We start from the raw sequence: 25,938 nt of genomic DNA, 5'->3' as shown, positions 1-25,938 counted from the left end.
TCCTTGGTTATTTTTCTTCAGTGAGTTGCTTCAGTGAGCTTGCCGATGGCAGCACCGATCTTTGGCATGACAATTTTCTGGCTGATCTGCAGCGCTTCGTAGCTCAGGCGCGGGGTCAGGAACAACATCTTGGTGCCGGCGGGCGTTTCGTAGAAAGCGGCCATTTGTTTAAGCTCTTCCACGCTGAAGTAGCGCGCGTAAAGGGGCACGATTTCGGCCAGCAGTTCATCCATCAGCTTGGGGTCGCGAAAGGTGGCGCCGAAGGTGGCGGCCACCGCCGGGATTTCCTTGGCCGCCTTGTCGATGGCTTTCTTTTTTTGTTCGGCGGTGAGCTTGGTGTTTTTTTCCAGCGCGGCGGCAACGCCTGCCGTCATCATGGACGGCATGTCTTGCTCGAGCTTGATGAAGGAGGCCAGCATCACTTCGCGGTACTTCATGGCGGTGAGCAGTTCGTTGACGGCGGCGGTGGTGGCGGGGTCGGTCACGGGAGCGCTTTGCGCCCACAGCGATGGCGCTATGAACGCCAGTGCGGCGAAAAATACGGTGGCGATCTTTTTCATATCCGGGACGTGTCTGGTTATCGTAAGGGCTCGGCGCCCCACCGGAAAAGCGAAAGCGCATTGCGCCATTCCAAGCGCCACGTGGACGCTCGCAATGGCGGAATGCGCTTCGCTTTTCCGCCCTACGTTGATTCATGCGCTTGGGGCACTATTATTTTCGCATGAAACAGCGCCCCTTGCAGCCTTACTCCGGCGGCGTTTCGAGATCGACGTCTTCAAGGTCGGTTTCGACCACGCGCTGCAGGCCCGAGAGCTTGGTGCCGTCTTCGACGGCGATCAAAGTCACGCCTTGCGTGGCGCGGCCCATCTCGCGAATCTCGGACACGCGGGTGCGAATGAGCACGCCGCCGGTCGTGATCAGCATGATCTCGTCGCTCGGCTCGACCAGCGTGGCGGCGACGACCCTGCCGTTACGCTCGCTGGTCTGGATCGCGATCATGCCCTTGGTGCCACGGCCGTGGCGCGTGTACTCGGTGATCGGGGTACGCTTGCCAAAACCGTTCTCGGTTGCCGTGAGCACCGACTGCTGCTCGTTCTCGGCCACCAGCAGCGCGATCACGTTCTGGCCTTCCTCGAGGTTCATGCCGCGCACGCCGCGCGCCGTGCGGCCCATCGGACGCACGTCGTTCTCGTCGAAGCGCACCGCCTTGCCCGAGTCCGAGAACAGCATCACATCGTGCTCGCCGTCGGTCAGCGCGGCGCCGATCAGGAAGTCGCCATCGTCCAGGTCGACCGCGATGATGCCGGCCTTGCGCGGATTGGAAAAGTCGCGCAGCGGCGTCTTTTTGACGGTGCCAAGGCTGGTCGCCATGAACACGTAATGGTCTTCCGGGAACGTCCGGTTCTCGCCCGACAGCGGCAAGATGACCGTGATCTTCTCATTGTCCTGCAGCGGGAACATGTTGACGATCGGTTTGCCGCGCGAATTGCGCGAGCCTTGCGGCACTTCCCATACCTTGAGCCAGTACATGCGGCCGCGGTTCGAAAAGCACAGCATGTAGTCGTGCGTGTTGGCGATGAAAAGCTGGTCGATCCAGTCCTCTTCTTTGGTGGCCATGGCCTGCTTGCCGCGCCCGCCGCGCTTTTGGGCGCGGTATTCGCCGATCGGCTGCGACTTCATGTAGCCGGTGTGCGAGAGCGTGACGACCATGTCCTGCGGCGTGATCAAGTCTTCGGTGCCAAGGTCGGTCGGATTGTGCTCGATGGTCGAACGGCGCACGTCCTTGTTGCCGGCGCCGTACTCGTTCATGATCAAGGTCATTTCATCGGTAATGATGACGGTGACGCGCTCCGGCCTGGCGAGAATGTCGAGCAGGTCGGCGATGTGCGCCATGATCTCTTTGTACTCGTTGACGATCTTGTCCTGCTCAAGGCCGGTCAGGCGCTGCAGGCGCATCTGCAAGATCTCTTGCGCCTGTTCGTCCGACAGTTTGTACAGGCCGTCCGGCTGCATGCCGTAGTGCTTGGGCAGGTGCTCGGGACGGAAGGCCTCGACGCCACCGATGGTGGTGCCTTCGGCGGTGCGCAGCAGCATTTCACGCACCAGGGACGAATCCCAGGCGCGCGCCATCAGTTCGGTCTTGGCGACAGGGGGCGTGGGCGCGGCCTTGATGATGGCGATGAAGTCGTCGATATTGGCCAGCGCAACGGCCAGGCCTTCGAGCATGTGGCCCCGTTCGCGCGCCTTGCGCAGTTCGAACACGGTGCGCCGCGTGACCACTTCGCGCCGGTGCGACAGGAAGCACTGCAGCATCTGCTTCAAGTTCAGCAGCTTGGGCTGGCCGTTGACCAGCGCCACCATGTTCATGCCGAAGGTGTCTTGCAACTGGGTCTGCTTGTACAGATTGTTGAGGACCACTTCCGGCACTTCGCCGCGCTTCAGTTCGATGACCACGCGCATGCCGGACTTGTCGGACTCGTCGCGGATGTCGGAAATGCCTTCGAGTTTTTTGTCGCGCACGTTTTCAGCGATGCGCTCGAGCAGCGACTTTTTATTCACCTGATAAGGCAGCTCGTCGACGATGATCGCGATGCGCCCGCCATCCTTGCCGTATTCCTCGAAGTGGGTCTTGGCGCGCATGACGACGCGGCCACGACCGGTGCGGTAACCGTCGCGCACGCCCGAAACGCCGTAGATGATGCCGGCGGTGGGAAAGTCGGGCGCGGGAATGATCTCGATCAGCTCATCGATCGAGCAATCCGGGTTGCGCAGCACATGCAGCGCGCCGTTGATTACTTCGGTGATGTTGTGCGGCGGGATGTTGGTGGCCATGCCGACCGCGATGCCCGACGAGCCGTTGATCAGCAGGTTGGGAATGCGGGTTGGCAGCACCGTCGGCTCTTTTTCCTTGCCGTCATAGTTGGGCTGGAAGTCGACCGTATCCTTGTCGATGTCGGCCAGGATTTCGCTGGCGATCTTGTCCAGCCGGCACTCGGTGTAACGCATCGCCGCGGCGGAGTCGCCATCGACCGAACCGAAGTTGCCCTGGCCATCGACCAGCGTGTAGCGCAGCGAGAAATCCTGGGCCATGCGCACCAGCGTGTCGTAAATCGACGCGTCGCCGTGCGGGTGGTACTTACCCATGGTCTCGCCGACCACGCGGGCGCACTTGACGTACGGCCGGTTGTAGACGTTGTTCATTTCGTGCATGGCGAAAAGGACCCGGCGGTGCACCGGCTTCAAGCCGTCGCGCACGTCCGGCAAGGCGCGGCCCACGATCACGCTCATGGCGTAATCGAGATAGCTCTTGCGCATCTCTTCTTCGAGGGAAATGGGGATTGTTTCTTTTGCGAATTGATCCATTGGCGGGACTGATCTCAGGCTGTGGTTATAGTAGCTGTACGCAAACGCTGCATGCTTGGCCCCTGCCGATCCGAACGGCGCACGACACGGTGTAAACGCCGATCTTATCAACAGAAGCGTGGGATTTTAGCATGCGCCGTATAGCAGCAGGCTATTTCCTGAGTTCACGGCGGGAAGCGGACGGGTGCGAGGGAAGCTTGTCAAACTGCTATTCGACGCGCGACACGATGTTGCACGAATACAACATCCGGGCACGCAAATGCGTATGAATGAATAGCGCGGTCGTGCTATTTGGGCTGCTGTGGCAAAATGGCTGATAAGTTAATTGCCGGTTTCACAAGCGGAATAAGGCAGTGCCGGGGCAAGCGGGATTTGGCCATTCGCCAAGCCCCCTATCTTGTTCATACGCCCAAGTGCGCAGTATTGGCTGCGGATTTCCCCCCCCGAAAGGAAGAAAATATAATGAAAAAATTCTTGATGTTCATGCTGGCCGCAAGCGCGGTTGCAGGCAGCGCACTGGCCCAAAGCTCGCCGCCGTTCGCACCGTTGACGACCGACATCCAGGCCGCCAAGCCGCACAGCGCTTACGTGCAGGATGCACGCGGTGTCATCGTCCGCAATCCATTCGGTCTGTGCTGGCGTACCGGTTACTGGACCCCGGCTGACGCCGTGCCAGGCTGCGACCTGCCAATTTGCGTTGAGCCAGCCAAGCTGGAAAACGGCAAATGCGTGACCTCGCCGCCAGCAGTCGTTCCGGTCGAGCCACCGCCAGCGGTACAGCCACCGGCAGCCGTCGTTGTTCCTCCGCCAGTGATCGCTTCGGAAAAAGTCACCTTCGCCGCTGATGCGCTGTTTGACTTCGACAAATCGGTGCTCAAGCCTGAAGGCAAAGGCAAGCTCGATGACCTGGCCTCGAAGATGCAAGCGATCAACGTCGAGGTCATCATCGCCGTCGGCCATACCGACTCGGTCGGCACCGATGCTTACAATGAAAAGCTGGCACTGCGCCGCGCCGGCGCCGTCAAGGCTTACCTGCAGGCTAAAGGTATCGAAGCGAACCGCATCTACACCGAAGGCAAGGGCGAGAAGCAACCGGTCGAAAGCAACAAGACCGCAACTGGCCGCGCCAAGAACCGTCGCGTGGAAATCGAAGTCGTTGGTACACGCAAGTAATTGCTTCAAAGCGCCGCCCGGTTGCATGGGGCGGTATAAAATGCCGCTCAGTTAAACACTGGCGGCATTTTTTTTGCTGTAAGCTACCCAATCTTGCAACCTGGTGCATGCGTTCCATGGTTTCCCGCATTCGCGGGGACTGCGTGGATGCGCTGCGCGCCGCCACTTGATTCCGTATGAATGCCGACCCTCTAGAAATCCAGAAATTCAGTGAACTTGCCCACCGCTGGTGGGATCCAACGTCGGAATTCCGCCCCCTGCACGACATTAATCCGCTCCGGCTCGAATGGATTAATGCGCGCGCCCCGCTGGCGGGCAAAAAGGTGATCGATATTGGTTGTGGCGGCGGCATCTTGTCCGAGTCGATGGCAAAAAAAGGCGCGGACGTCACCGGCATCGACTTGTCGGACAAGGCGCTCAAGGTGGCGGACCTGCACAGCCTGGAGTCCGGCGTGCAAGTGCGCTATCAACTGATCGCCGCCGAAGACATGGCCGCACAGGAACCGGGCCAGTACGATGTGGTGACCTGCATGGAAATGCTTGAGCACGTGCCCGATCCTGCGGCAATCGTCAAGGCGGCGGCCACCCTGGTGAAACCAGGCGGCCACGTCTTCTTCTCGACCATCAATCGCAACGCCAAGGCCTACCTGTTTGCCGTGCTGGGCGCCGAGTACCTGCTGCGCATGCTGCCCAAGGGCACGCATGACTACGGCAAATTCGTCACGCCGGCCGAGCTCTCGCAATTCATCCGCGAAGCCGGTCTGCAGGTGGACGGCTTGAAAGGCCTGACTTACAATCCGCTGACCAAGATTTACGCGCTGAACCAGGACACCGATGTCAATTACATGGTGGCTTGCAGCCGTCCGTTATAACAGCGCTGCCGCGCCCTGACCCCTCCATCCTCCTATGACCTCCCCCGCCCTGCCGGCGCGCCCGCGCGCCATCCTGTTCGATCTCGACGGTACGCTGGCCGACACCGCGCCCGACCTGGCGGCGGCGGTCAACCGGCTGCGTACCGAGCGCGGCCTGGAGCCCACGCCCTACGCCGTGCTGCGCCCGACCGCTTCGGCCGGGGCGCGCGGCATGATCGGGGCCGCCTTCGGGCTGACGCCGGCCGACGAGGGCTACGAAGCATTGCGCCTGGAATGGTTCGACCACTACCAGGAAGATATTTCCGTGCATAGCACGCTGTTTGGCGGCGTGACCGAATTGCTGGCCGGCTTGACGCATGCGGGCATCGCGTGGGGCATCGTGACCAACAAGCCGGCCCGATTTACCGATCCGCTGGTGCCGCAGATCGGGCTGGCGCACGCAGGCTGCATCATTTCGGGCGACACGACCGGGCATGCCAAGCCGCATCCCGCGCCGCTGCTGGAAGCGGCGCGCAGGCTGGGCGTGGCGCCGACCGATTGCTGGTACGCCGGCGACGACTTGCGGGACATTGAGGCGGGCCGTGCTGCCGGCATGGTGACGGTGGCGTGCGCATGGGGCTATTGCGGCGCCATCGAGCCGGTCAACTGGGCCGCCGATCACTTACTTGATACGCCAGTCGACTTGCTCGAACTGGTGCTCAATGTCCAGGCCGCGCCCCAGCGCAAGACGCAACTGGCTTGACAGCGGCGCCGGCCGTGCCGGTTGCCGACAAACTTCGCAGATGAAAAAAAGGGCCACCCAAAGGCGGCCCGAATCAAATCATCGAGGAGAAACAGGTAAAACGAATTCTTAACCCAGGGTCCAGTTGTACGCGACCTTGGTCCAGGTGCTGTCCGGCTTGCCATCCTTGCTGCCCGGCTTGAACTTGCAAGCGGTAATCGCGGACAGTGCTGCCTTGTCGAGACCCTTGAAGCCGCTGGTCTTTTCAAGCTTCGAATCGAGCACCTTGCCGTCGGCCGACACCAGGAAAGCCATCGAGACCACGCCCTGCTCTTCATTCATCAACGATGCTTTCGGATATTCCGCCTTGCAGCTTTTGGCGTCGAAAATTGCCGGCACTTCAGCTGCCATGGCGAGGTTGCCGACGGTAGCGAGAACGAGAACGGCGGCACATTTGAAGAAAGGGGTGGTGGTCATGGTGAACTCCTGGTTTCAGGTTGGTAATAGGAGGTCGTCTTGTGGCCGACCGTTAGAGATACTATACGGCACTAAATACCGTGTGGCAATTCTTTTTGTGCCGTACGGCAACAGTTGTGCGAACAAAGTCCATGCGAATCGGGGCGCCACCAAGCTTGGCATTGCGCTACAATAGAGGTTCTGTGGGGGCGACCTGGTTTCGACGTGGGTTGCAAAGCAGCGCAGGGCATACCGAGGGCGGGCTACCTCGTAAATACAACCTGAAAAACTTAACTGCAAACGATAACTCGTACGCACTCGCAGCTTAATTGCTGCTAGCTCTAGAACACCTCGTCCCTGGGGTGGGCCGTCAAAAGCTCTAGAGTCATTTACAGGGACTCGTCTGATGCTGGGTTACTTAGCACTGGACTAAATAATAGGTAACTCGCTTGTACACAGCGTGCACGTCCGCGTTGTACCGGTTAAATTAAATGGCAGTGCTAAGTATGTAGAACTGTCTGTAGAGTGCTTGCGGACGCGGGTTCGATTCCCGCCGCCTCCACCAAAGCATGCTGAAAAACCGTCCCTTGGGCGGTTTTTTTTCGTCCGCACCGATCCGCGGCGCAAGTTTCACGCGCATGTAGCGGGCCCGAGGGACAACTTACCGCGCTAAAACGCCCATACCGCTTCGATCCCCCGATCTCGCGACGGGCTTGCTGTCGGTGCCAGAACGAAGATCTTCCAGCCAGTCAAGGTTTTCCGATCTCGCAATAGTTCCCTCAAGACATTTCGCTGGCAAGCAGTTCATCCAAGGAATACACTGCCCTTCCCGACGTCTGTTTCGAGGTACCCATGAAAAACGCCTTCACCGCCATTGCTTTGCTCCTCGTCACGCTGGTCAGCCAAGCGGAGGACATTCCGGAGACGCCCCAACATCCCGTCAGCATCGGCGACAGCTGGACCTTCAAACGGGTGTCAAAAGGCCAGATCACGGTTCAGTCGCGTACCATTTTTAAGATTGCCGAGCAAGGGGCGGACGACCAGTACATCATCAAGTCCCTGTCCGGCGAAGTGAGCGGGAACGGGCCGACCGTCTGGCGCCAAGCCGGCCGGGTGGACACCGATACCTGCATGATTGATTTTTTTGGCGGCAGCACGCTTGGCATTACCCATAGCTGCAGCACGGCCTTTGTACCGGGCATGGATTGGAACACGGAAGCAATCAACAAGGAAACCAGGACGACGCAGCGCTATCAGGTGATCGGTCCGGACGAGGTGACGGTTGGCGCGGGTACCTTTCAGGCGCTCAAGATCGAGTCCCATTGGGAAGTGGCAAAAGCCGTCAATACAGGCAAGGCGTCGCCCAAATACGGTCCGCCCCTGCGCTACCATTTTGTCTATTGGTATGCGCCCGAAACGAAAACAATGGTCAAGGCAGAGCGCGAATTTCGCAACCCTGCCGGTGCAGTGGAGACCCGCTCAACCGACGAACTGGAAGCATTTCGCGTGCAAAACCCGCGCTGAACGCCAGTGCGCACCTTTAACCGGGCCGCACCACATCGCTCCTGATGGCGCTGCCCGAGCTAGCAACTCCCCGCGCCACAATCTTGCCGGCAGAGGAAACGGGCAGCCCGGACCAGGGAGCCAGCAGTGCTCGCGCTCCCCCGGACCGCCATTGGGCGTTGCGGCTAGTGCTTGTCCGACGCCATCTTGCTGCTGGTATAAATCGAATACAGCGCCGACAACCCGACCAGCACATAGACGATGCGCGACAAGGCGGACTGCGTGCCGAACAGCGCTGCGACGAGGTCGTAGTTGAACAGGCCGACCAGGCCCCAATTGAGGCCGCCGACGATCAGCAAGACCAGGGCGACCCAGTCCAGCGCGTTCATCCGGGCCCTGTGCATGGAACCTGTCGCGCTTCGCCTGTCGGAAAGATGCCTGCGTTCAGATGCAGGTGCGTTAATTGTTGCCATTGCTACCTCCTCGGTGTGTATGGGCAGAGGCGCTGCCAGCGGCAGCGCACTTGCACCGGCATGAAAAGTACCGGGTGCATATCTACGACACCGGAACGCGGGCCAAGTTTGATCAGGATGGGGGAAAGCGGCTTGCAACATGATGTTGCGCAGCCTCGGCCAATATCAGCAGCGCTGCGCGCAGCGGTTCGGTGAATTCAGGCATGTCCATCAACGTCGCCGGATCGAACTCCTTGCGCGCGCAGGCAATGCGCACCGATGCCGCCTCGAGCACCGACCAACCCATCGTGGCAACGATTTCCGCGAGCGCAGCCTGGGCATGGCTGGCGCGCGGCGAACTATTCAGCAGCGCCACCGACTTGCCTTCCAGGCCCGTCGTGCCGACCACCCAGTCGAGCGCGTTTTTCAATGTTCCCGGCACGCCATGTGCGTATTCCGGGCAGGCGATCAGGATGGCGTCGCATTCGCGCAGCAGTGTTTGCCAACGGGCCACGGCGGCCGGCGCCGGCGTTTCGTGGTCGGGATTGAAGTGCGGCAGCGCGCCCATCTCTTCGTACAGGGTCACCACCAGACCAGGCGGCGCCAGCGCGGCCGCCGCCCGCAACAGCGCCGTGTTGACGGACGCGGCGCGCAGACTGCCCGATAGTGCAATTACATGCAGACTCACAGCAACTCCTGAAGTAAAGACAAGGGAGATGCAAGCCTACCATGCCGCCAATCACGCCGCTGTCAGGACGACGCCCCCATGTCGGCGCGCGCCGCATCGATCTGCAATGCCTTCTTGAGCGCGTCGTTGAAAGCAGGTAAGTCATCCGGTTTGCGGCTGGTGATGAGCTTGCCGTCGATGACCACTTCGTCGTCGGTCCATTCGGCGCCTGCATTGCGCAAGTCGGTTTGCAAGCTGGGCCAGCTGGTCAGGTGACTGGCTTTGGCGACGCCGGCGTCGATCAGCGTCCAGGGGCCGTGGCAAATAGCGGCGATGGGTTTGTCTTCGGTAGCAAAATTGCGGATGAAGTCGATCGACTCTTTACTAAGGCGCAACTGGTCAGGATTGGAGACGCCGCCCGGCAACAAGAGCGCATCGAACTGCCCGGGTGAGGCGTCGCGCACATTTAGTTCTACCTGAAACTGGTCGCCCTTGTCGGCATGATTGAACCCTTGAACCTGCTCACCTTTTGCCTTGGGAGAAATGAGCGTTACGGTGGCGCCGTGCTGCTCGAGAAAGCTGCGCGGCGACGTGTATTCGATCTGCTCGACCCCGTCAGTCATCAGTACCGCGACACGCTTGCCGCGCAAGGCTTGGCCAGTGCTCTGTTCCATGTGATTTCCTTTGCATGATTGAGTTTTGCATCAGTTTGCCATGCCATTCTAAAAGCCCCTGCGAGAGCGTGGCGCGCGCCTCGGCCGCCAGACATCTTTGCTTACAAATCCACTGTACGTAAATACAGCTTTGCGTCGCAAGGATTGTTATGCATCAACGATAAAGACAGGCTCAGTAGCATAGTCACTACATCACGGTGGAGGAGCCGGGCATGCGCGGTGCAGTGGACAGGCAGTCATACACGAACCGCGGCGCGCGGATTGAAGGCCAGGTCGCGCGCCATGGTCTGGTACAGCTCGCGCGCCTTGGGGCTGCTGGCAGGCGGCAAGACCACTTCGAGCTCCAGGTACAGGTCGCCAACGGGGTGGCCCGGAATGCCACGCCCTTTCAAGCGCAACTTGCGTCCGCTTTGCGAGCCGGGCGGCACGCTCACCTGCACGTCGCCGGACGGCGTGGGCACGTCGATATGCGCGCCAAGGGCCGCTTCCCAGGGCGCCACGGCCAGCTTTTCGTAGACGTTGCGCCCTTCCACCCGGTACCGCGCATCTGCATTGAAGCCAATTTCAAGGAACAGGTCGCCAGGCGGAGCGCCGCCGCTGCCCGGGTGGCCCTGCCCCGCCAGGCGCACTTGCTGGCCGGGCAGCACGCCCTTGGGAACGGGTACGTCAAGCGCGCGCTCGCGGGTGCTGATCCGGCCTTGAACGTCGCGCTGGGGCACGCGCAAAGTCACCGTCCGGTTGGCGCCGTGGTAAGCGTCAGCCAAGTCGATGAAAAGACTGGCGTGCATGTCTTCGCCGCGGGCGTAAAACGCACTGCCGCGGCGACCGACGTGGGCGAACAGGTCCGAAAAAAAGTCGTCGCCACTGCCGCCGTGGGCGGCGGCGCCTGCATCAGCGCGCTGGAAAGGCCGGCCGGCGCGCGCCCTGCTTCCCAAGGCATCGTAGGCGGTGCGCTTGGCGGCGTCGCCCAGCACGCCGTACGCCTCGTTGATTTCCTTGGCCTTGTCGCCCGCGTCCCGCGCCTTGTTGACGTCGGGGTGGTGCTTGCGCATCAGCTTGCGGTAGGCTTTTTTGATGTCCTCCGCCGTTGCGTTGCTGGCAAGGCCAAGCGTCTTGTAATAGTCCTTGTATTCCACGAGCAGCACTCCGGAACCGGTTTATACAATCGTACTGTGTGGTCGCCGCCGGGAGCGCACGCTTCCGGCACGCATCTTTAAAAGAGGAAGCCGCAATGAACAAATGGGTCAAGGGAACCAGTCTGGCGCTGGCGGCAGTGGCGGTCCTCGCGGGGGCCACCGTGCTGGTTGGCAAGGCGATGGGCGAGCGCAAGATGCAGCGCGTCATCAGCGTACCGTCGACGCAGTTGCTGGTGCCTGCGGCGCGCGCCAGCCTGGAACAGGGCCGCTACCTGTTCGCCACGCGCGGCTGCGCCGACTGCCACACGGCAAGCGGCGGCGGCAAGGAAGTCATCAACAGCGGCGCGATGCTGGTCATTTCGCCCAACATCACGCGCGGCGCCAACAGCGCGACCGCCACCTACGTCGGCACCGACTGGGTGCGTACGCTGCGCCACGGCGTCAAGCCAGACGGCAGGCCGGTGATGATCATGCCCAGCGAAGACTACAACCGCCTCAGCAACGACGACGTGGCGTCCATCATCGCCTACGTCCAACAGTTGCCGCCGGTGCCAGGGCGGCGCGCAACGGTACAGTTGCCGGTTGCCGTCAAGGTGTTGTATGCGTTCGGGTACGTCAAGGATGCTGCTGAACTGATCGACCATGTCTTGCCGCCGCAACCGCCGGTGCTGGCCGCCGTCAGCCTGGCGCATGGCGCTTACGTGGCCAACAGTTGCGTTGGCTGCCATGGCGCTACGCTCAGCGGCGGCAAGATCCCCGGGGCGCCGCCCGAATGGCCCGCGCCTGCCAACCTGACAACCGGCAACGGCAGCGCCATGAAGCGCTATCCGACGCCCGAACTGTTCATGACCATGCTGCGCAGCGGCAAACGGCCCGACGGCAGCGCGATCAGCAGCGTGATGCCCTTCGGCTCGCTGCGGGAAATGAATGATGTCGATGTGCGCGCCCTGCACAGCTACCTGCAGACGCTGCCCCAGCGCGCGGCAGGGGGAAGGTAAAGCGGGGCTCTGGCCCGCCCTGTTCTTAACGCACGCGGCGCACCGACGAGATTGCGTTGTGCAGCGTGCCCAGGCGGTCGTAACGGCCGGGGCCGAACACCTGGCACTGGCCGCGGAACCCGGCGTGTTCACAAAATTCCCACTGCCCTGCCTGGATCACGAGCGAGCCGGCGCGATCATTGAAATTGACGTCCGTCAACGAACTGATTTCATTGTTGATCGGCAAGCGCTCGCCGCCAAACCCTTGTCCCGCGAACAATTCAACTGCGCCGCCGTCGCGCCCCTCGCGCCCGTCATTCCCGTTATAGCCGTCGCGCTGGCCATAGCCGCCGCGGCGCTCGCCTCCGTCGCCAATCTGGCGCGCCGATGAAATGGCGCGGTTAAAGGCGCGATCGAGGTTGCGGTATTCTCCCGGCCCGAAAGTGCGGCAGCGGCCGCGGAAATCGGTGTGCTCGCAAAACTCCCACGTGCCGCCGCGAATGACCATCGACTGGGTCATGTCGTTAAAGCCGAGCGGCACAAAATTGTTGGCGTCGCCGCGCAGCGAGATTGAGCGCCCGCGCAGGTCGCTGCTGTCGAACAGCATCACCGATTGTTCGCCGCCCCGGTTGCGCCCTCGTCCACGGCCGCGCTCTTCGCCGCGGTCACCACGGTCGCCACGATCGCCACGCTCGCCCCCGATTTCGCGCAGCGACGAAATCTGGTTGCTGAACCGGTCCAGATTGCGGTACGGGCCAGCTTCGAAGACCCGGCATTCGCCGCGAAACTCGCTGTCGACGCAAGCTTCCCAGCGGCCCGAACGGACCATCAAGCTCATCGCGCGGTCATTGAACCCCTGGTTTTGCAGGTTGCTCACTTCGGTACGCACGGTCGATTCGCGCCCCGTCAGGTCAACGCCGGAATACAGGGTAACTTCCCCCGCGTGGGCGGCCGTTTGGGCCAACAGGGCGGTGGAAAGCATGAGGGCGAACTGGTAAGGGCGCATGGTCGGTATCCTTCGATGGGTGAAGTTGGCATTGTGAAGCTATCAACGCGCGGCGGGGGGATGCGCTGACACTTATGTTGTAACAAAATCCTACTCAGCAAGACGCACCGCAGCGTTGCAGAACGCGATTGCAAAATGTCAGTAAAATCCCTGTTTGTCCGTTTGAAGCTTCCATGACCAATCTTTCCAATCACGCGCCCTACTCCGTCCGTTCCGAAATGTCGGCCCTGTGGGGCCTTTCATGGCCGATGCTGGTCGGCCAGCTGGCCACCGTGGGCATGGGCGTGGCCGACGTCGCCATGACCGGCCATGTCAGCGCCGCCCAGCTGGCCGCCGTGTCGCTGGGCGCGTCCGTCTGGTCGATCATCCTGGTCACGGTAATGGGCGTGATGATGGCGATTAACTCGGTCGTCGCCCATGAAATCGGCGCCGGCCAGTTTGGCAGCATCGCGCACACCGTGCGCCAGGCGCTGTGGAAAGGCCTGGGCGTGGGGCTGCTCGCGTGCATCGCGGCCAACCTGGCCACGCTCCTGTTCGACCATATCGGCCTGGACGCCGAAGTGAACGCCAACGCCTCGCGCTTTTTGCACGTGATCAGCCTGGGCATGCCCGCGTTTGGCTGCTACCGCGCACTGTACGGCTACACCACCAGCATCAACCAGACCAAGCCGGTGATGGTGATCGCGCTGCTTGGCCTGCTGCTCAACGTCTTCATCAACTACCTGCTCGTGTTCGGGAATTGGGGCATGCCAAAAATGGGCGCAGTGGGCTGCGCGGTGGCCACCGTGATCGGCATGTGGCTGATGCTGGCGGCGATGCTGCTCTGGATCCGCTACGCTCCGGCCTACCGCGCCACCTATCCGTTCACGCACTGGGAGTGGCCGCACTGGCCAGAGATTAGCAGCATGCTGCGCCTTGGCGTGCCGATCGGGATCACCTACTTTGCCGAAGTGAGCGCCTTTGGCGCCGTCAGCCTGCTGATCGCGCGCTTCGGCGTGGTGCAGGTGTCGGCGCACCAGATTGCGCTCAATTTTTCGTCCCTGGTATTTATGGTGCCGCTCAGTTTCGGCATCGGCCTGATCACCCGCGTCGGCCAGGCGCTGGGCGAAGGCAACCCGCAGCGGGCGCGCTTTGCCGCCTGGGTCGGCATGGGCATGGCGCTGGCGTTCGCGGTCATCTCGGCGCTCTTCATCGTGCTGTTTCGCTGGCAGATCGCGCGCGCCTATACGTCCGACCCGCAGGTGCAATCGCTGTGCGTGGACCTGCTGCTGTTCGCGGCGCTGTTCCAGTTGTCCGACGCGGCCCAGGTGGCGGCGTCGAGCGCCATTCGCGGCTACAAGGTCACGCGCCAGCCGATGCAGATCCAGGTGCTGGCCTTCTGGGGCTTTGCGCTGCCGGCCGGGATCGTGCTGGGTCTGGCGCCCGCGTGGTGCCCGTGGTCGCCCGCCGCGCCGATGAAGGCGCAGGGTTTCTGGATCGGGCTGGTGCTGGGGTTGACGATTGCCGCCGTGCTGCTGACCCGGTCGCTGGCGCGCCTGTCGCACAGGCGCGCGCTCGCTTGATGCGCGAGGGCGACGCTACAACAGTATCGGGCCCATATTTACAGCGTTATCGAGCCGACTCTGGTATCGTCTTGCGGTTCCATGAGAACAACAAGATCAACCTAACGACGAGACTCCCATGCGTTTTCTGCTTTGTCTTCTAGCCGCACTTTCGAGCGCTCCCGCATCCGCCGAGCGCCTGACCCTGGACCGACTGCACGCCGACCCGGCGCTGTCGGGACCTGGCGTGCGCAACCTGCGCGTGTCGCCCGACGGCGCGCGCGTCACCTTTTTGCGCGGCCGCCCCGACAACCAGTACCAGCTCGATCTGTGGGAATACAACATGAAGGACAAGACCACGCGCAAGCTGGTCGACTCCAAGGTGCTGGTGCCCAACGAGACGCTGTCGGCTGAAGAGCAGGCGCGCCGCGAGCGCGCGCGCACCGCCAGCTTCCAGGGCATCATCAATTACAGCTGGTCGCCGGACGGCAAGCAGCTGCTGGTGCCGATCGCCTCCGACCTGTACCTGGTCGACGTGGCCAAGCCCGAAGCTGCGCGCAAGGTGGCTACCGGCAGCGTGGCCGATCCGAAGATTTCGCCGAAAGGGCGTTACCTCTCGTTCGTGCGCAACCAGAACCTGTTCGTCATCGACCTGGCCAGCGGCGCCGAAAAGCAGCTCACGCAAGACGGTGCCGGCACGGTCTTTAACGGCGAGGCCGAATTCGTCGCGCAGGAAGAAATGGACCAGCGCACCGGCTACTACTGGGCGCCGGACGACTCGGCGATCGCGTACAAACGCTACGACGAAGCACCGGTGCCGGTCGTCAAGCGCTTCGAGATTTTCGCCGACCGCACCACCGTCGTCGAACAGCGCTATCCGGCTGCGGGCGACCCTAACGTGCTGGTAGACCTGATGATCGTCTCGCCCACCACGGGTGCGCAGCGCAAGGTGGAACTGGGCGCGAACAAGGACGTGTACCTGGTGCGCGCCGACTGGAGCGAGAACAGCAAGCAGCTGCTGTACCAGATCCAGTCGCGCGACCAGAAGCGGCTCGACCTGATCTCGGTCGACGCGGCCACGCTGGCCCAGCGCACCATGCTCACCGAAACCTCCAAGACCTGGGTCGCGCTGCACAACGACCTGCGCTTTTTAAAAGGGCGCAACGCCTTTATCTGGGCTTCCGAGCGCACCGGGCGCAATCACCTGTACCTGTACGACCTCGATGGCAAGCTGCTGCATCCTATCTCGCAGGGCAACTGGGGCTTCGACGACGTGCTGGCGGTCGACGAAAAAGCCGGGCGCGTATACGTCTCGTCCAACCGCGACGCCGTCATCGACAAGCAGACCTACGCGCTGGCGATCGACGGCAGCACTGCCGACAAGCCGCTGCGCATCACCAAGGCCGACGGCTGGCATGAGTCGTCCTTCGCCAAGAACGGCCAGGTGTTCGTCGACACCTTCTCCGATCCGTCGACCCCGGCGCAGGTATCGATTCGCCGTCCGGACGGTTCGATGGTCGAGTGGCTCGAGAAAAACGAAGTCAACGCCGCTCACCCGTATGGCAAATACCTGGCCGACCACCTGAAGACCGAATACGGCACCCTCAAGGCGAACGATGGCCAGACGCTGTACTACTCGCTGATCAAGCCGGCCGGTTTCAAGGCCAATGCGCGCTATCCGGTGTATTTGTCGACCTACGGCGGACCGGGCGCGCAGCACGTCAAGCGCAGCTGGGGCGACATGTTCGACCAGTACATGGCGCAGCAGGGCTATGTCGTGTTCAGGCTGGACAACCGCGGCTCGACGCGGCGCGAACGCGCCTTCACCGACGTCATCTACGGCAACCTGGGCCAGCACGAAGTCGAAGACCAGGTCACCGGGATCGACTGGCTGGGCCAGCAAAGCTTTGTCGACAAGCGCCGCATCGGCGTGTACGGCTGGAGCTATGGCGGCTTCATGGCGCTGCGCCTGTTGTCGGCCGCGTCCGACAAGATCGCCGCCGGCGTATCCGGCGCGCCGGTGACCGACTGGGCCTTGTACGACACCCACTACACCGAGCGCTACCTGGGCGGCACGCCAAAGGGCGACCCGGCCGCGTACAAGAACAGCGGCGTGTTCGCGCACCTGGACGGGCTCAAGTCGCCGCTGCTGCTGATGCACGGCATGGCCGACGACAACGTCCTGTTCAGCAACACCACGCGTCTGATCGACGACCTGGTGAACCGCAACGTGCAATTCGAGCTGATGACGTATCCGGGCGCCAAGCACGGCATTTCAGCGCGCGCCGGCAAGCGGCACGTGCAGTACACGATCGACGCGTTTTTCCGCAAGCACCTCGCCGCACCAAAACAGTAAGCATCCAGCAATAATCTCCCCCGGGGTCAGTTCCCCCATAACGACACGAGCTCATCTGACTGCAGATGAGCTCGTTTTGCATGTCGTGTGTGTTTTTTGTACGATCAGCGGATTTTGCTCCGTGCGGCAGGCGGCGCCGGCTGGGGCAGATGCATCGTCACCTTGCCGTCGGCGTCCATGAAGTCGAGTGAGGGCTGGCCTTCCGGCGTTACCGTCATCATAATTTTAGGGCGTCCTTGCGCATCGGCAAGAATGACTGCGGAAGACTTGCCTGGCGTCTTGCCGACAAAAAGGCGACGTGTCTGTTCCCCGCCGGCGTCCTTCCAGCGGCGCAGCAGCGCCTCCTTGGCGGGCCCTTCCGCAGCACCCTGGTACGACTTCCACAAGGGGTCGTAGTCCTTCACGAGTCCGCGATCATAAATGTTCAGCCCCGACGTCATGCTGCCATTTTGCTCATAGTGTCCAAGGGCGAGCTGCTGGTCGCCGCCAAACCGGTCCATGGAGAAATGCATGCCTGCTACCGGATGACCTTCCGCATCAAGTTTCCCATCAAAGATCAGCCCGCCGCTTTCGTCTCCTGCGGCGTTATAGAAAATGATGCCTGGGCGCGCAGGGCCATCGCGTTTGATCTCCTTGCCTCCCATCACGGGCTGGGGAATGCGTTCGCGATTCGAAATAACGAGGTCTGTTTTTCCTCCCGGCGTGACGATATTGATGCGCTCGACATCAATTTCCGAGAACTTGCCACGTGGGGAGCTACTGGTCGCAGCGGCCAGCATACCAACTGCCAACATGGCGCCGCCGACTGTGACCACTTGGCGCAACAGCCGGTTCTGACGTTGAAGTTCGCGCATAATTGCCTGATCTTGATTCATTTTTTCCCCGTTAAGTAGGAGGTTGTGGGATCACCGGCATCCCAAAATATTGATGTTGTGTCAAGAGTGTAACGACAGGGTTCGCCATATGGTTCGGGTTACGACGAAGTGCTGGATGGATGGGTTAAAAAGTAGAAATCCTCGATAAACGATGTGTTTTCTCACGGACCGCGCCGCTTGAGGTGCGCCAATGCAAAACGAGCTCATCTAGCAAAAGATGAGCTCGTGTCGTAGTGGGGTATCTGACCCCGGGTGAGGTTGCGGGCAAAAAAATAGCCGCGACATACGCGGCTATTTTTTTATGCTGACTCGATATTAATTGAGCGCATCCTTGGCGGCTTCTTTCAGGTCGCCCAACTTTTCCTGGGTCTTGCCTTCAACCTGGTTCGACAAGCCTTTGACCTGTTGTTCCTTGTTGCCGACGATCTTGCCAGCCTCTTCCTGAATCTTGCCGCCGATATCTTGCAGTTTGCCGTTGACTTGGTCTTTGTTCATGGTGAGCTCCTTGGGATTGCGCATGCCCAAGTGGACATGCAATGAAGCCAGAATACCGTGGCGCAAAAAGTCGGTCTGTTCGTGTCCGCACATATTTAGCTATAAAAATGTCTTTGCAAAAAGTGATACAGCCCGGGCAATCTCCGCTCAAGAACGTATCATATTTTACCCGCCGCCCAATGCCGGCTTGCGCCAGACACTGGCCAGCCACGGTTGCTGTTCGCGCGGCAAGCCCGGCGGGCGATAGTAATGATGGAGCGGTAAGAACTTGGCGGCCGTCAGGTATTTTTCCCACGTCTCGTAGTCGTAATAACTGCCGTAGCGCTGCCCATTCCAGCCTTCTTCGTTCTGCCCCCGCGGGTTTGAACTGAACAGTACACCGCCCGGTTTCAGGCACGCGTACAGGTCGTCCAGCACCTTGGGCAGCACCCGGCTCGGCACATGAAACAGCACCGCATTGGCGAACACGCCGTCGAACATCGCCGCCGGCAGATCGAGGTGCGCAAAATCCTGGTGCCACACTTCGCAGCCGCTAAATGCCGCCGCCATGCCGGCAAACTGCTTCGAACCGTCCACGCCAATGGCGCGGTGGCCCATGGCGCTGAAAGTCTTCAGGTCGCGCCCCGGACCGCAGCCCAGGTCAAGGATGGTGTACGGAGCGTCCGCCTCGATCGCTGCGAGCAGCGCGCCGATGTTCTGGCTCACGTCATGGTCGATCGTCCCGTAGAAGAACTGCTGCGCGTGCCGGTCATAATAGTCAAGCGTGCGCTGCGCGATGTCGTCGGCGTCGGCGTCGGCGTCGGCGTCGGCGTCGTTCACCATACCCGCACCCGCTCCGCCGGCGTCAGGTAAAGCGCCTGCCCCGGCTGCACGTCAAAGGCCTTGTACCACGCATCCATATTGCGCACGATCGCCGTGCGGTACTTGTCGGGCGCATGCGAATCGGTCAGCACGCGCTGGCGCAGGGCCGCTTCGCGCACCTTCGATTGCGACGACGTGGCGTAGCCGAGGAAGAACTCGCGCCCGGCCTGGGCCGTCATGGCCTTGCCACCCAGCGAAGCTTCGAAGGCGTCGTAGGCGGCGTCCAGCCCTGCCAGGTCGGCCAGGTTTTCACTTAGCGTCAGGCGGCCGTTGACGGCCAGATCGGGAAAGGGTCGGTAGGCGTCGAACTGCGCCACCAGCTTGTCGGCGGCCTGCTTGAAATGCGCCTTGTCTTCCTTGGTCCACCAGTCGCGCAGGCGGCCCTGGGCGTCGAACTGCGCACCCTGGTCGTCAAAGCTGTGGCTGATTTCGTGGCCGATGGTCGAACCGATGGCGCCGTAGTTGGCAGCGTCCGACGCCCCCGGATCAAAAAACGGCGGCTGCAAGACTGCGGCCGGGAAGTTCATCGCGTTTTGCAGCGGCAGGTTGACCGCGTTTACTTCGTGCGGCGCCATGGCCCACGCGCCGCGCGCAACCGCCTGCCCCAGCCGGGCCAGCTGCTGCGCATAATGGAACTGCGAAGCGCGCTGCGCATTGCCATAGGCGTCGTCCGGCAGCACCGCCAGGCCCTCGTACGAGGCCCAGCGGTCCGGGTAGCCGATCCCCACCTGCATGGTCTTGAGTTTTTCCTGCGCCTGCGCGCGCGTGGCCGGCGCCATCCAGTCAAGCTTCTCGATGCGGCGGCTGAAAGCGGCGACGATATTGGCCACCATCTGCCCAAGGCGCAGCTTGTTCTCGGGCGCGAAGTAGCGCTCCACATACAGGCGCCCCACCGCTTCATCAAGCGCGCCGTTGGCGGCGGCCAGTGCGCGCTTGCTGCGCGTCCCCTGTTGCGGCGTGCCCGCCAGAACGGTGCCATAAAAGGCAAAGTGCTGCGCGCCGAAAGCCTTGGGCAAGACGTCAGCCTGCGCATTGATCTGATGGAAGGCAAGGTAATCCTTCCACGTGGCCAGCTCCTCGCTGGCCACCAGCGCGGCGGCGCCGGTTACGGCAGCCGGATGCCACACCGTGAACACGCCGGCCTGCTCAAGCATGGCGCCGCCGAAAAACGCCAGCCAGTCCATGCCCGGGGCGCGCGCGGCAAAGTCGGCCTGGGTCCAGCTGTTGTTGGCCTTGACGATGTCGGCCGAATCCTCGCGCGAGGCGTGCGACTGCGCGATCCGCGTCTCCAGTGCCATCACGCGCGCTGCGCGCGACGCCCCCTCGGCAAAACCGGCCAGCTTGAACATGGCTGCGATGTGCTGCTGGTATGCGGCGCGCAAAGCGGCCATGGGCGCGCTGTCGGTCAGGTAGTAGGCGCGGTCGGGCAGGCCCAGGCCGCCCTGCAGCAGGTAGGGCATGTTGCGCGCCGGGTCGGCCAGGCCCTGCGCCACCCACAGGCCGAACAGGTTGGCGGTCTCGAAGTCGGTGCTGTTGAGCGGGTCGACGTCCGCTCGCAGCGACGCGCCCAGCGCGCGCGCCAGGGCGCCCTTGTCGCCGATGGACGAGATCCGGGCCAGCGCCGGCCACAGGGGCGAAGCGCTCTTCGCCTCGATCAGGGCTTCATCCATAAACGCGGTGTAGTAGTCAGCCACCTTGCGCGCGTCGCCCTTGGCCGACTTGTCGGCGGCCAGCGCGGCGATCAGCGCCACGATGCGGTCATCGGTGCTCTCGCCCAGCGCCGAGAAAGCGCTCCAGCTGCTGCGGTCGGCCGGGATCTCGGTCCTGGCCAGCCATGCGCTGTTGGCGTGCGTGAAAAAATCGTCGCCCGGCAGCACCGTGGCCGGCGCGGCGAGCATGCTCTGTCCGGAGCAGTCAAAGGCTGCTGCGCCCAGCCCCAGCCCGAGTCCGAGCCGAAGCCCCAGGGCCAGCACAGAGCCGCCCTTACGTAACATCGTGGTGTGCATGGTGCCCCTCGCAGTGGCGCGCGCCGCCATGCAGGGACGGCGCGCCTTTCGAGAAATCAGATTACCACACCCGTACGCGCTGGTCAGGCGGTAAATACAGCGCCTGCCCGGGCTGGACGTTAAAGGCCTGGTACCACGGCTCCAGGTTGCGCACGATGGCGGTGCGGTACTGCGCCGGAGCGTGGCCGTCGGTCAGCACGCGCTGGCGCAGGGCCGGCTCGCGGATCTTGGTCTGCCATGCGCTCGCGTAGCCCATGAAGAACTGCCGGTCGGCGTCGCTTGGTGCAGCCTTGCCCGCAAACGTGGCCTTGTAAGCGTCGTAGGAAGCGGCCACGCCGGCCAGGTCGGCCAGGTTTTCGCTCAGCGTCAGCTGGCCATTAACGGCCAGGTCCGGAAACGGCTTGTAGCCGTTGAACTGCTGGACCAGTTTTTCGGACGCTTGTTTGAAGTACGCCATGTCGTCCTTGGTCCACCAGTCGCGCAGGCGGCCCTGGGCGTCGAACTGCGCGCCCTGGTCGTCGAAGCTATGGCTGATTTCGTGGCCGATGATCGAACCGATGGCGCCGTAATTGGTGCCGTCTGACGCCGCCGCGTCAAAGAACGGCTTTTGCAGGATCGCAGCGGGGAAGTTCATCGCGTTTTGCAGCGGCAGGTTGACTGCGTTGACCAGTTGCGGCGGCATTGCCCACGCGGTCTTGTCGACCTTTTGCTTGAGCTTTGCCACCTGCTGCGCGTAGTGGTACTGCTCGGCGCGCATGGCGTTGCCCAGGGCATCGCCCGGCACGACCTTCAGGCCGGCGTACGAGGTCCAGCGGTCGGGGTAGCCCACGCCCACGTACATGGTCTTGAGCTTTTCCTGCGCCTGGGCGCGCGTGGCCGGCGCCATCCAGGTCAGCGTGTCGATGCGCTTGCCGAAGGCGGCGATGATATTGCTGACCATTTGCTTGAGGCGCACCTTGTTCTCGGCCGGGAAATAGCGCTCGACGTACATCTTGCCGACCGCGTCATCCATGGCGCCGTTGGTGGCCGCCAGCGCGCGCTTCCAGCGCAGCGACTGCTGCGGCGTGCCTTGCAGCGTCTTGCCGGCAAACTCGAACTTCTGGTCGCCGAACGCTTTGGGCAGCATGGCGGCAAAGTGGTTCACCTGGTGGAAGGCCAAAAAGTCCTTCCAGGTGGCGACATCGGTGCTGCCCACCAGCTTTGCAATGCCCGTCACCGCGCCCGGGTGCCAGACGATGAAGCGACCGGCCCCGCCCAGGCGCGCCGCCTTGAAAAATGCGCGCCAGTCCAGGCCCGGCGCCTTGGCCGCAAAATCCTGCGCGCTCCAGGTATTGTTCGCCTTTAAAACGTCGGCCGAATCTTCGCGCGTGGCGTGCGACTGCGCGATGCGCGTTTCCAGCGCCATCACGCGCGCGGCGCGCGCATCGGTGTCGCCGTAGCCGGCCAGTTTCAGTATGGCGGCGATGTGCTGCTGGTACTTGGTGCGCAGCTCGGCCATGCGCGCGCTGTCGGTCAGGTAGTAAGCGCGGTCGGGCATGCCCAGGCCGCCCTGCAGCAGGTAGGGCGTGTTGTGATCCGGGTCCGACAAGCCTTGCGTGACCCACAGCCCGAACAGGTTTTCGGTCTGGAAGTTGGTCGAGTTCAGCGGATCGACGTCGGCGCGCAATGACGCGCCCAGCGCGCGCGTGAGCGCCGCCCGGTCCTTGATGGCGTCGATCCTGGCCAGCACCGGTTTGAGCGGCACGACACCCTTCGCTTCGATCCCCGCTTCATCCATGAAGGCGGCGTAGTAGTCGGCCACCTTGCGCGGTTCGCCGCCCAGGGCCTTGTCGGCGAGCGCCGCCTCGATCAGCTTGACGATGCGCGCATTGGTCGTTTCGGCCATCTCGGCAAATGCGCCCCAGCTGCTGCGGTCGGCCGGAATCTCGGTCCTGGCGAGCCAGTCGCCATTGGCGTAAGTGAAAAAATCGTCGCCCGGCAGCACTTGCGGCAAGGCCGTGGCGGCCTTGGCCGGCGGTGGCGGCGCCTGCTCTGCGCCATGGGCCGGCGCAATGGCCAGCGCGGCGCCGCACAGGGCCAGTGCGACGGCGCGTTTCAAAGGTGTCCAGCTGGTGTTCATGTAAGGTCCCCTTCTGGTTGAAGTGATGGCTTTTATTTTAGTGCAGAACGCACCTGGGGCAGCAAGGCTTGCTTTTGCTTGACGCGGGTGCGAATCGCATTACCCACGCGCGCCGCCTCGACCTGCGCATCGGCCCCGAAAGTCTGCTTGACGTAGGCTTCCATCATGTCGGCGTCGAGCGCCTTGGTGGACCCGGCCACGATGCCAGGGAACAGGCGGTTCTTGCCGCCCGCTTCCTGGTCCTTGAGCAGCACCTCGCGGTTGGCCAGCGCAAACGTCCAGGCCAGGTCGCTATGGCCGGCGTACGACACCAGCGGCACCACGCCGCTCGTCATGGCCGCCGGCAGCGCATCCGACAGGGCCAGTTTCAGCGAACGGGCGGCAAGCGCGCTGTCTTGCGCCATCAGCAGCGAACGGCCGAAGCGGCCGCGTTCTTCGGTGTTCTGGGTTTGCAGCGTGCGCTCGACCATCTGTTCGTACGTTTTTTGGTCGGCATAGCGCCCCGCCGTGGCAACCACAAAGTCGAGCATCGAGACGTCGACGCTGGCCGGGTTCTTGAGGTAGTTCTGCAGGCCGCTGTTGGCCTGCGCGATGGCGCCGGCATCGCCCGAGCGCGCCAGTGCGCTGGCCAACAGTGAACGCAACTGGCGCTCTTCGGCCGTATCGGCCGCCTTGACGGTCCAGCCAAGCTTGTTCATGCGCGGGCTGGCCAGCGCGATCACCAGGCGCCGAATCGCTGCTTGCTCCGGCTCGTTCTTGGCCAATTCGTCGAGCGTGGCCAGGCTCTCCATGATCGAACCCCACACCGCAAAACGCGGCTCGTCGACGTATTTGTCGAGCAGCTTGAAGTAGCCGGACAGCGGGATGGTGCCGCCCTGCGCCAGGCTCCAGGTGTCGTTCAAGAGCTTCAGGCGCGTGGTGTCGGCCAGCTTGGGCGCCTGCTGCGCCAGCGCTTCGAAGGTAACAGCGTCGTATTTGATGCGAAAGTACCCAACGCTAGCCGGGTCGATCACCAGCGCGCCGTCGCAGTTCGGCTGCGTGACGGTGACGGACGGGCCGGAGAGCAAGGTGTACGACGCCTTGCCGTTGACGGTACCGACCTGCACCGGGATATTCCACAGACGCTTTTCAAGCGCCGGCTCGTCCAGCCGGTACTGCTGCTGGCTGAGCGTGACGCGGCGCTTGCCGTTCTCGCACGCCTGCTCCACCGACACCAGCGGAAAGCCGGGCATCGTGGTCCAGTCGGAGGCGAGCTTTTCGACCGGTTTGCCGGACGCCTTTTCAAGCGCGCTCCAAAGGTTGGCGCTGGTGGTGTTGCTGTACTGGTGCTGCGCCATGTAGGCGCGAATGCCCTTGCGGAAGGGTTCCTCGCCCAGGTAGGCTTCGAGCATGCGCAAGAAGGCCTGGCCTTTGCCGTAGGTGATGCCGTCAAAGGCGGAGGCGGCCTGCTCTTCGGTCTCGACCGGGGTCTGGATCGGGTGCGTGGTCTTGCGCGCATCCTGGTTGAGCACGTATTCGCCGTTGGCCTGCACGTTCAGCGGCGCCCGCCATTCGGGATGAAAATGGTCGGTGGCCTTGGTCGCCATCCACGAAGCGAAGCCTTCGTTGAGCCACAGATTGTCCCACCAGGCCATGGTAACGAGGTTGCCGAACCACTGGTGCGCCACTTCATGCGCGTTGATGCCGAACGAGCGCTGGCGTGTGCTGTCAGGGCTGGTCTTGGGGTCGTACAGCAGCGCCGATTCGTTGTAGACGATGCCGCCCCAGTTTTCCATGGCGCCGTTAAAGCCGCCCGGGATGGCAATCTGGTCGAGCTTGGGCAGCGGATAGGGCTGGCCAAAATAGCCGTTGTAATAATTGAGGATATCCTTGGTCACCCCCAGCGCATAGGCGCCGGACGCTTGCTTGCCTTCGGTGGTCACAACGCCGATCTCGACCGCGCCCTGCTTGACGCTTGAGCGTTCCAGTTCGCCGGCCACCAGCACCAGCAGGTAGCTTGGCATTTTGGGCGTGGCGCCAAAGGCGAAACGCTGCAGGCCGCCGTCGATCTTTTCCTGCCTTTCGACCGGGGTGTTGGAGTAAGCCTTGAAGTTGGCCGGCAAGTCGACCGTCAGCTTGAAGTTGGCCCGAAACGATGGCTCGTCCCAGCTTGGGAGAAGGCGGCGCGTATCGGTCGGCTCCATGTTCGTGGCGAGCATGGATTTTTCCTTGGCGCCCACCTTGTATTTCAGCTGGAACAGGCCGCGCGCTTCGCGGTTAATCGCCCCATGAAATTTGAGCGCCAGCTGGTAGCGCCCCGGCGCGAGCGGCGTGGCCAGCTTGAAGGTGAGCGTTTCCTGCTCCTTGCTCACTTGCCCGGCCAGCTTCAGTTCGCCGATGCCCTTGCCCGACAGGCTGGCCGCATCGATGTCGATATTGGCCACATTGAGCATGATGGTCGAGGTGCTCTTGAGCACGTCGATCTCGATGCTTTCGGAGCCCAGGAAGGTATTAGTCGCCATGTTCGGCACCAGGTGCGCGGCGTACTGTATCGGGATCACATCCTTGGGCAGTTTGCCCGGGGTGGCCGCGAACAAAAACGGCGCTTCCGCGTGGGCGGCAAGGGTGGCGATGGAAAGAGCGGCGGTGGCGGCAAAGCGGCAAGCTAACGGTAGGTTCATTCTTTTCTCGTTTGATGTAAGGGCC

The 25,938-nt window shown here is 62.5% G+C and carries 21 protein-coding genes and 1 other RNA gene; 8 read left to right on the top strand and 14 right to left on the bottom strand.

Going from position 1 to position 25,938, the window contains the following annotated elements:
- Positions 1 to 17: 17 nt before the first annotated feature.
- On the bottom strand, positions 18 to 560 hold the full coding sequence (locus ACP7BV_RS00915) for a DUF2059 domain-containing protein (RefSeq protein ID WP_426100551.1): 543 nt from the start codon (positions 558 to 560) through the stop codon (positions 18 to 20).
- A 184-nt stretch (positions 561 to 744) separates the two neighbouring features.
- A complete protein-coding gene (gene gyrA / locus ACP7BV_RS00910; RefSeq protein WP_426100549.1) occupies positions 745 to 3,363 on the bottom strand; it encodes a DNA gyrase subunit A in 2,619 nt (872 codons plus the stop codon).
- A gap of 462 nt (positions 3,364 to 3,825) precedes the next feature.
- On the opposite strand from gyrA, the gene ompA reads away from it, so the two are divergent.
- The 3 genes from ompA (at position 3,826) to ACP7BV_RS00895 (ending at position 6,150) form a co-directional block, all read left to right on the top strand.
- Entirely contained in the window at positions 3,826 to 4,536 is a 711-nt protein-coding gene (ompA, locus tag ACP7BV_RS00905; RefSeq protein WP_426100547.1) for an outer membrane protein OmpA, read from the top strand.
- Positions 4,537 to 4,712: 176 nt separating this feature from the next.
- Positions 4,713 to 5,408 (top strand): bifunctional 2-polyprenyl-6-hydroxyphenol methylase/3-demethylubiquinol 3-O-methyltransferase UbiG, encoded by a 696-nt coding sequence (ubiG, locus tag ACP7BV_RS00900; RefSeq protein ID WP_426100545.1) that lies wholly within the window; start codon positions 4,713 to 4,715, stop codon positions 5,406 to 5,408.
- Between the two features lie 34 nt (positions 5,409 to 5,442).
- A complete protein-coding gene (locus ACP7BV_RS00895; RefSeq protein WP_426100543.1) occupies positions 5,443 to 6,150 on the top strand; it encodes an HAD family hydrolase in 708 nt (235 codons plus the stop codon).
- Between the two features lie 108 nt (positions 6,151 to 6,258).
- Here the strand turns inward: ACP7BV_RS00895 and ACP7BV_RS00890 are convergent, their stop codons facing one another.
- On the bottom strand, positions 6,259 to 6,540 hold the full coding sequence (locus ACP7BV_RS00890) for an energy transducer TonB (RefSeq protein WP_426100963.1): 282 nt from the start codon (positions 6,538 to 6,540) through the stop codon (positions 6,259 to 6,261).
- A gap of 250 nt (positions 6,541 to 6,790) precedes the next feature.
- Between ACP7BV_RS00890 and ssrA the strand changes: the two genes are divergently transcribed.
- Positions 6,791 to 7,150, top strand: a transfer-messenger RNA (tmRNA) gene (ssrA, locus tag ACP7BV_RS00885).
- 287 nt (positions 7,151 to 7,437) lie between these two features.
- Positions 7,438 to 8,109: a hypothetical protein gene (locus tag ACP7BV_RS00880; RefSeq protein WP_426100541.1), complete on the top strand. Its 672-nt coding sequence runs from the start codon at positions 7,438 to 7,440 to the stop codon at positions 8,107 to 8,109.
- Between the two features lie 164 nt (positions 8,110 to 8,273).
- On the opposite strand, the gene ACP7BV_RS00875 is transcribed toward ACP7BV_RS00880, so the two are convergent.
- From ACP7BV_RS00875 to ACP7BV_RS00860, 4 genes are all read right to left on the bottom strand, one after another.
- Entirely contained in the window at positions 8,274 to 8,492 is a 219-nt protein-coding gene (locus ACP7BV_RS00875; protein WP_426100539.1) for a DUF378 domain-containing protein, read from the bottom strand.
- Positions 8,493 to 8,673: 181 nt separating this feature from the next.
- Positions 8,674 to 9,228, bottom strand: coding sequence for an NADPH-dependent FMN reductase (locus ACP7BV_RS00870; protein ID WP_426100537.1), 555 nt, complete (start codon positions 9,226 to 9,228; stop codon positions 8,674 to 8,676).
- A gap of 62 nt (positions 9,229 to 9,290) precedes the next feature.
- Positions 9,291 to 9,881: a type 1 glutamine amidotransferase domain-containing protein gene (locus tag ACP7BV_RS00865; protein WP_426100535.1), complete on the bottom strand. Its 591-nt coding sequence runs from the start codon at positions 9,879 to 9,881 to the stop codon at positions 9,291 to 9,293.
- A 236-nt stretch (positions 9,882 to 10,117) separates the two neighbouring features.
- Positions 10,118 to 11,017 carry a DnaJ C-terminal domain-containing protein gene (locus tag ACP7BV_RS00860; protein WP_426100533.1) on the bottom strand — a complete coding sequence of 300 codons (900 nt, stop codon included), beginning with the start codon at positions 11,015 to 11,017 and terminating at the stop codon, positions 10,118 to 10,120.
- Between the two features lie 95 nt (positions 11,018 to 11,112).
- Here ACP7BV_RS00860 and ACP7BV_RS00855 point away from each other — a divergent pair, with 95 nt between their 5' ends.
- Positions 11,113 to 12,015 (top strand): c-type cytochrome, encoded by a 903-nt coding sequence (locus ACP7BV_RS00855; protein WP_426100531.1) that lies wholly within the window; start codon positions 11,113 to 11,115, stop codon positions 12,013 to 12,015.
- Between the two features lie 25 nt (positions 12,016 to 12,040).
- Here ACP7BV_RS00855 and ACP7BV_RS00850 read toward each other — a convergent pair whose 3' ends face one another.
- Positions 12,041 to 13,000, bottom strand: coding sequence for a beta/gamma crystallin-related protein (locus tag ACP7BV_RS00850; RefSeq protein ID WP_426100529.1), 960 nt, complete (start codon positions 12,998 to 13,000; stop codon positions 12,041 to 12,043).
- 173 nt (positions 13,001 to 13,173) lie between these two features.
- On the opposite strand from ACP7BV_RS00850, the gene ACP7BV_RS00845 reads away from it, so the two are divergent.
- On the top strand, positions 13,174 to 14,562 hold the full coding sequence (locus ACP7BV_RS00845; protein WP_426100527.1) for an MATE family efflux transporter: 1,389 nt from the start codon (positions 13,174 to 13,176) through the stop codon (positions 14,560 to 14,562).
- Positions 14,563 to 14,680: 118 nt separating this feature from the next.
- Complete coding sequence (locus ACP7BV_RS00840; RefSeq protein WP_426100525.1) at positions 14,681 to 16,897, top strand: alpha/beta fold hydrolase; 2,217 nt, start codon at positions 14,681 to 14,683, stop codon at positions 16,895 to 16,897.
- Positions 16,898 to 17,001: 104 nt separating this feature from the next.
- Here ACP7BV_RS00840 and ACP7BV_RS00835 read toward each other — a convergent pair whose 3' ends face one another.
- The 6 genes from ACP7BV_RS00835 to ACP7BV_RS00810 all read right to left on the bottom strand — a co-directional run bounded on the left by ACP7BV_RS00835 (position 17,002) and on the right by ACP7BV_RS00810 (position 25,913).
- Positions 17,002 to 17,772 (bottom strand): hypothetical protein, encoded by a 771-nt coding sequence (locus tag ACP7BV_RS00835; protein WP_426100523.1) that lies wholly within the window; start codon positions 17,770 to 17,772, stop codon positions 17,002 to 17,004.
- A gap of 315 nt (positions 17,773 to 18,087) precedes the next feature.
- Complete coding sequence (locus ACP7BV_RS00830) at positions 18,088 to 18,267, bottom strand: CsbD family protein (RefSeq protein ID WP_426100521.1); 180 nt, start codon at positions 18,265 to 18,267, stop codon at positions 18,088 to 18,090.
- A gap of 165 nt (positions 18,268 to 18,432) precedes the next feature.
- Positions 18,433 to 19,089: a class I SAM-dependent methyltransferase gene (locus ACP7BV_RS00825; protein WP_426100519.1), complete on the bottom strand. Its 657-nt coding sequence runs from the start codon at positions 19,087 to 19,089 to the stop codon at positions 18,433 to 18,435.
- Complete coding sequence (locus ACP7BV_RS00820) at positions 19,083 to 21,134, bottom strand: M13 family metallopeptidase (protein ID WP_426100517.1); 2,052 nt, start codon at positions 21,132 to 21,134, stop codon at positions 19,083 to 19,085. Before ACP7BV_RS00820 ends, ACP7BV_RS00825 begins: the two co-directional genes overlap by 7 nt.
- Positions 21,135 to 21,195: 61 nt before the next feature.
- Positions 21,196 to 23,253: a M13 family metallopeptidase gene (locus ACP7BV_RS00815; protein WP_426100515.1), complete on the bottom strand. Its 2,058-nt coding sequence runs from the start codon at positions 23,251 to 23,253 to the stop codon at positions 21,196 to 21,198.
- A gap of 32 nt (positions 23,254 to 23,285) precedes the next feature.
- Positions 23,286 to 25,913, bottom strand: coding sequence for a M1 family metallopeptidase (locus tag ACP7BV_RS00810; protein ID WP_426100513.1), 2,628 nt, complete (start codon positions 25,911 to 25,913; stop codon positions 23,286 to 23,288).
- Positions 25,914 to 25,938: the final 25 nt, after the last annotated feature.

It is taken from the genome of Massilia sp. TSP1-1-2, assembly GCF_049896185.1.
Taxonomy (GTDB): Bacteria; Pseudomonadota; Gammaproteobacteria; order Burkholderiales; family Burkholderiaceae_D; genus Telluria_A.
Note: the sequence above shows the minus strand (reverse complement) of the source record. Positions and strands in the feature narration are given on the sequence as shown.

Excerpts from the sequence above, each read along its gene's own strand:
- ompA (WP_426100547.1), top strand. The coding sequence starts at position 3,826 with ATGAAAAAATTCTTGATGTTCATGCTGGCCGCAAGCGCGGTTGCAGGC.
- gyrA (WP_426100549.1), bottom strand. The coding sequence starts at position 3,363 with ATGGATCAATTCGCAAAAGAAACAATCCCCATTTCCCTCGAAGAAGAG.
- ACP7BV_RS00815 (WP_426100515.1), bottom strand. The coding sequence starts at position 23,253 with ATGAACACCAGCTGGACACCTTTGAAACGCGCCGTCGCACTGGCCCTG.
- ACP7BV_RS00890 (WP_426100963.1), bottom strand. The coding sequence starts at position 6,540 with ATGGCAGCTGAAGTGCCGGCAATTTTCGACGCCAAAAGCTGCAAGGCG.
- ACP7BV_RS00825 (WP_426100519.1), bottom strand. The coding sequence starts at position 19,089 with ATGGTGAACGACGCCGACGCCGACGCCGACGCCGACGCCGACGACATC.
- ACP7BV_RS00810 (WP_426100513.1), bottom strand. The coding sequence starts at position 25,913 with ATGAACCTACCGTTAGCTTGCCGCTTTGCCGCCACCGCCGCTCTTTCC.
- ACP7BV_RS00895 (WP_426100543.1), top strand. The coding sequence starts at position 5,443 with ATGACCTCCCCCGCCCTGCCGGCGCGCCCGCGCGCCATCCTGTTCGAT.
- ACP7BV_RS00880 (WP_426100541.1), top strand. The coding sequence starts at position 7,438 with ATGAAAAACGCCTTCACCGCCATTGCTTTGCTCCTCGTCACGCTGGTC.
- ACP7BV_RS00840 (WP_426100525.1), top strand. The coding sequence starts at position 14,681 with ATGCGTTTTCTGCTTTGTCTTCTAGCCGCACTTTCGAGCGCTCCCGCA.
- ACP7BV_RS00850 (WP_426100529.1), bottom strand. The coding sequence starts at position 13,000 with ATGCGCCCTTACCAGTTCGCCCTCATGCTTTCCACCGCCCTGTTGGCC.
- ACP7BV_RS00820 (WP_426100517.1), bottom strand. The coding sequence starts at position 21,134 with ATGCACACCACGATGTTACGTAAGGGCGGCTCTGTGCTGGCCCTGGGG.
- ACP7BV_RS00835 (WP_426100523.1), bottom strand. The coding sequence starts at position 17,772 with ATGAATCAAGATCAGGCAATTATGCGCGAACTTCAACGTCAGAACCGG.
- ACP7BV_RS00845 (WP_426100527.1), top strand. The coding sequence starts at position 13,174 with ATGACCAATCTTTCCAATCACGCGCCCTACTCCGTCCGTTCCGAAATG.
- ACP7BV_RS00830 (WP_426100521.1), bottom strand. The coding sequence starts at position 18,267 with ATGAACAAAGACCAAGTCAACGGCAAACTGCAAGATATCGGCGGCAAG.
- ACP7BV_RS00855 (WP_426100531.1), top strand. The coding sequence starts at position 11,113 with ATGAACAAATGGGTCAAGGGAACCAGTCTGGCGCTGGCGGCAGTGGCG.
- ACP7BV_RS00875 (WP_426100539.1), bottom strand. The coding sequence starts at position 8,492 with ATGCACAGGGCCCGGATGAACGCGCTGGACTGGGTCGCCCTGGTCTTG.
- ACP7BV_RS00915 (WP_426100551.1), bottom strand. The coding sequence starts at position 560 with ATGAAAAAGATCGCCACCGTATTTTTCGCCGCACTGGCGTTCATAGCG.
- ubiG (WP_426100545.1), top strand. The coding sequence starts at position 4,713 with ATGAATGCCGACCCTCTAGAAATCCAGAAATTCAGTGAACTTGCCCAC.
- ACP7BV_RS00865 (WP_426100535.1), bottom strand. The coding sequence starts at position 9,881 with ATGGAACAGAGCACTGGCCAAGCCTTGCGCGGCAAGCGTGTCGCGGTA.